Source organism: Streptomyces sp. PU-14G, from assembly GCF_041028275.1.
Lineage (GTDB): Bacteria > Actinomycetota > Actinomycetes > Streptomycetales > Streptomycetaceae > Streptomyces.
Genome location: NZ_JASKYT010000579.1, coordinates 1 through 2,959 on the forward strand (window position 1 = coordinate 1; position 2,959 = coordinate 2,959).

A 2,959-nucleotide genomic window follows, 5' to 3' on the forward strand; every position below is an offset into this window, starting at 1 on the left:
CCCCCGCGCGCCCCTGACCGCCCTCTCCCCAAGGAGCCACCATGCCTCGTGCCGCGCTCTTCGACGTCGACGGCACCCTCACCGACACCACCTACCTGCACGTCCACGCCTGGTGGGAGGCGCTGCGCCAGTCGGGGCACAAGGTGCCCACCGCCACGCTGCACCGGGCCATCGGACTGGGCGGAGGAGACCTGATCGCGCAGGTGCTGGGGGAGGGGCGGGACCGCGACCAGGACCAGGTGATCAGCGCCGCCCACAAGACCCTCTTCGCGACCTGCCACGAGAGGCTCGGCGCCCTGGAGGGCGCCCGGGAGCTGCTGCGCGCCCTGCACGACCGCGGCTGGGTGCTCGTGCTCGTCACCTCCGCGGTCGGCGGCGAGCTGGCCGCGATGCGCCGGGCCCTGGACGTGGACGAGCTCATCGCCCACCTCGCCAGCGCCGCCGACGTCGAGCGGGGCAAACCGGCCCCCGACTCGGTCGAGCACGCCAGGGACCTGGTCGGCGCCGCCCGGGAGCAGACCGTCTTCATCGGCGACTCCGTGTGGGACATGCGGGCCGCCTCCCGCGCCGAGGTCACCGCGCTCGGCGTCCTGTCCGGCGGCATCCCCCGCGCCGACCTGGAGGAGGCGGGTGCCCAGGAGATCTACGAGGGCCCCGCCGACCTGCTCACCCGGCTGGACGAGAGCGCCTACGCCCGTCTGGAGCGGGACACGTGACCCCGCTGGAGCGGGGACACGTGACCCCGCTGGAGCGGGGACACGTGACCAGCCCGGAGCGGGACACGTGCGGAGATCCGCCGCCCGGCTTCCGGCCCGACCTGCGCGGTCGTCCCGCGTAGCCGTTGCCGGGGATGGGTACCCGGAGCATCCGAACGAGAGGAGGCCACCATGACCGGAGACGGCAGGGACATCCCCGCGGAGGAGGGCGTCACCACCGAGGACGCCGCCGAGATGGGCGCGGGGCCCGCCGAGGGCCGGCTGCCGGGCGACCGCGCCGATCGCGGGGCGTGGAACCCGCCCGTGGAATCCGACCCGCCGCCGCGCGGGCCGGGACAGGACACCGGCGGCTTCGACACCTCGTTCCTGACGCCCCAGGCGGAGGCCGACGAGGAGTACGCCGAGCCGGGCGACCCGGGTGCGGATCCGGAGCAGCAGGGTATCCCCGACCTGCAGGACGGCACCCCCGAACAGCAGCGGGCCAGCGACCCGCAGCAGGAGGCCGTGCCGGGTGACGAGCCCACGGCCGTCACCCGCTCCGCGCCCACCCCCGCCGAGATGCGTGAGGGCGAGTCCCTCGACGAGCGGCTCGCCGAGGAGCAGCCCGAGGTCTCCGAACGGGAGGCCGTCTCCGGGCCGCCCGACGAAGCCTCAGGAGACCTGCGCAACGACCCCGAGGCGACCCCGCCCCGCCGCCAGGACGTCTACGGACGGCAGACCGGCGACGGAGGCCTCGCCGCGGAGGAGGACGCGATGCGGACCAGGGACGAGGACGAGGTCTGACGCACCGGGGGGCGCCCCCGGACGGGACAGCGGCGAAGGGCGGGACGACCGGTCCCGCCCTTCGCCGTGTGCCCAAGCACCGACCGCTCACCCCGCGCTCACCGGATGCCCTCGGACACCGGACGCCCTTCGGACAACGGATGTACCCGGAAGCGCAGCGCGAAGTGGTCGAGGGTGGCGGGCACCGGTGCGGCGGGCCGCAGCTCGGGGTGGGAGGCGAGGGTGTAGCCGTGCCCTTCCAGCAGCGCGGCCAGCAGAGTGCTGACGGTGAACAGCACCAGGTTCTCGCCGGGGCAGCCCGCGGGCCCCGAACTGAAGGGGACGAGCGCCGGGTTGGCGCGCGCCTGCCGCCCGGTCTCCTCCGTCCACTGCCGGGGTGCGAAGCTGTCGGCGTACGAACCGGCAGGATCGGCGCGGTGCAGGTAGGGCGTGTAGAGGGCGAAGACGGTGCCGGCCGGCAGCGTGCCGCCCTCCCACGAGGTCTCGGCGGTGCTCTCCCGCAGGATCAGTGGCGTCGTCGGCCACAGCCGTACCGACTCCAGTGCGCAGCCGCGCAGGTAGGGCAGCTCGCGGGCGGCGGTGGGTGTGCCGCTGAGCGCTTCGGCACGCGCCTGCTCGCACTCCTGCGGGTGGGTGGCCAGCAGCGCGAGTGCCCGCGCCGCTGCCATGCCCGCCGCGTCGTAGGCGAACAGCCAGTGCGGGATCTGGCCCGCCCGGTCGGTGCCCGTCGCAGCCGGGGTCCGGGCGACCCGCTCGGCGAGACTGCCGGGCTGCGCGTGTGCGGTGTAGGAGCGCACCCGCGCGAGGAAGGCGCTGCGCAGCCGTTTGCGGCGCGGTCCCGCCAGCGACCAGTTGGCGGCCGAGCGCAGCGCGCCCAGTTGCGCGGTGAGCGCCGTGTCGTCCCGGGCGGCGTCGCCCAGCACGATCCGGCGTACCGTCCGCCACCAGGCGGCGTCGAAGTCCTCCCAGCGCAGTTCGCCCGACCGCTCGCCCTGGGCCAGCAGCTGCGCCGCCTCCTCGCGGATGACGCCGGTCAGCGGCCCTGCCAGATCGTGCAGCGGCTCGGGCGTCTCCAGCACCTGTTCGACGAACTCCCGCCGCTCGGCGCGCTCGCGCCCCGCTGAGATGAGCACGCCGTGCGGCTGGAACTGCGCCAGGGAACTGCGCTTCTCCGCCGTCGCGGGGCTGAACGGGTCGGGAGTGCCGGCGAGGACGCGTTCCGCGTCGCCGGCGTCCAGCACCATCGCGTACGCCCGGCCGCGCACCGTCAGCGGCAGCGGCCCCGGGCCGTGCTGGTCGCGCAGCGCGCGCATCCGCTCCACGCCCCGCCGGTCCCAGCCGGTGCGCTCGAGGAGCGACATGGCGCGCGGCCTGCGCACGATCACTCCGCCCGCCAGCACGGGCAGCAGCACGTCGCCCACCACGCCGGCCGCCTGACGGGCACCCAGCGGCGGCAGCGG

Annotated in this window: 3 protein-coding genes; 2 read left to right on the forward strand and 1 reads right to left on the reverse strand. The window is 75.6% G+C overall.

Annotated features, from left to right (window positions below; translation table 11 throughout):
- The first annotated feature begins 41 nt into the window (after positions 1 to 41).
- Together AB8Z75_RS33580 and AB8Z75_RS33585 are read left to right on the forward strand one after the other, a co-directional pair.
- Positions 42 to 716 carry an HAD family hydrolase gene (locus AB8Z75_RS33580; RefSeq protein ID WP_369208714.1) on the forward strand — a complete coding sequence of 225 codons (675 nt, stop codon included), beginning with the start codon at positions 42 to 44 and terminating at the stop codon, positions 714 to 716.
- Positions 717 to 887: 171 nt separating this feature from the next.
- Positions 888 to 1,499, forward strand: coding sequence for a hypothetical protein (locus AB8Z75_RS33585; protein WP_369208716.1), 612 nt, complete (start codon positions 888 to 890; stop codon positions 1,497 to 1,499).
- A 98-nt stretch (positions 1,500 to 1,597) separates the two neighbouring features.
- Here the strand turns inward: AB8Z75_RS33585 and AB8Z75_RS33590 are convergent.
- The coding region (locus AB8Z75_RS33590; RefSeq protein ID WP_369208718.1) for a cytochrome P450 at positions 1,598 to 2,959 on the reverse strand (1,362 nt) is incomplete at its 5' end.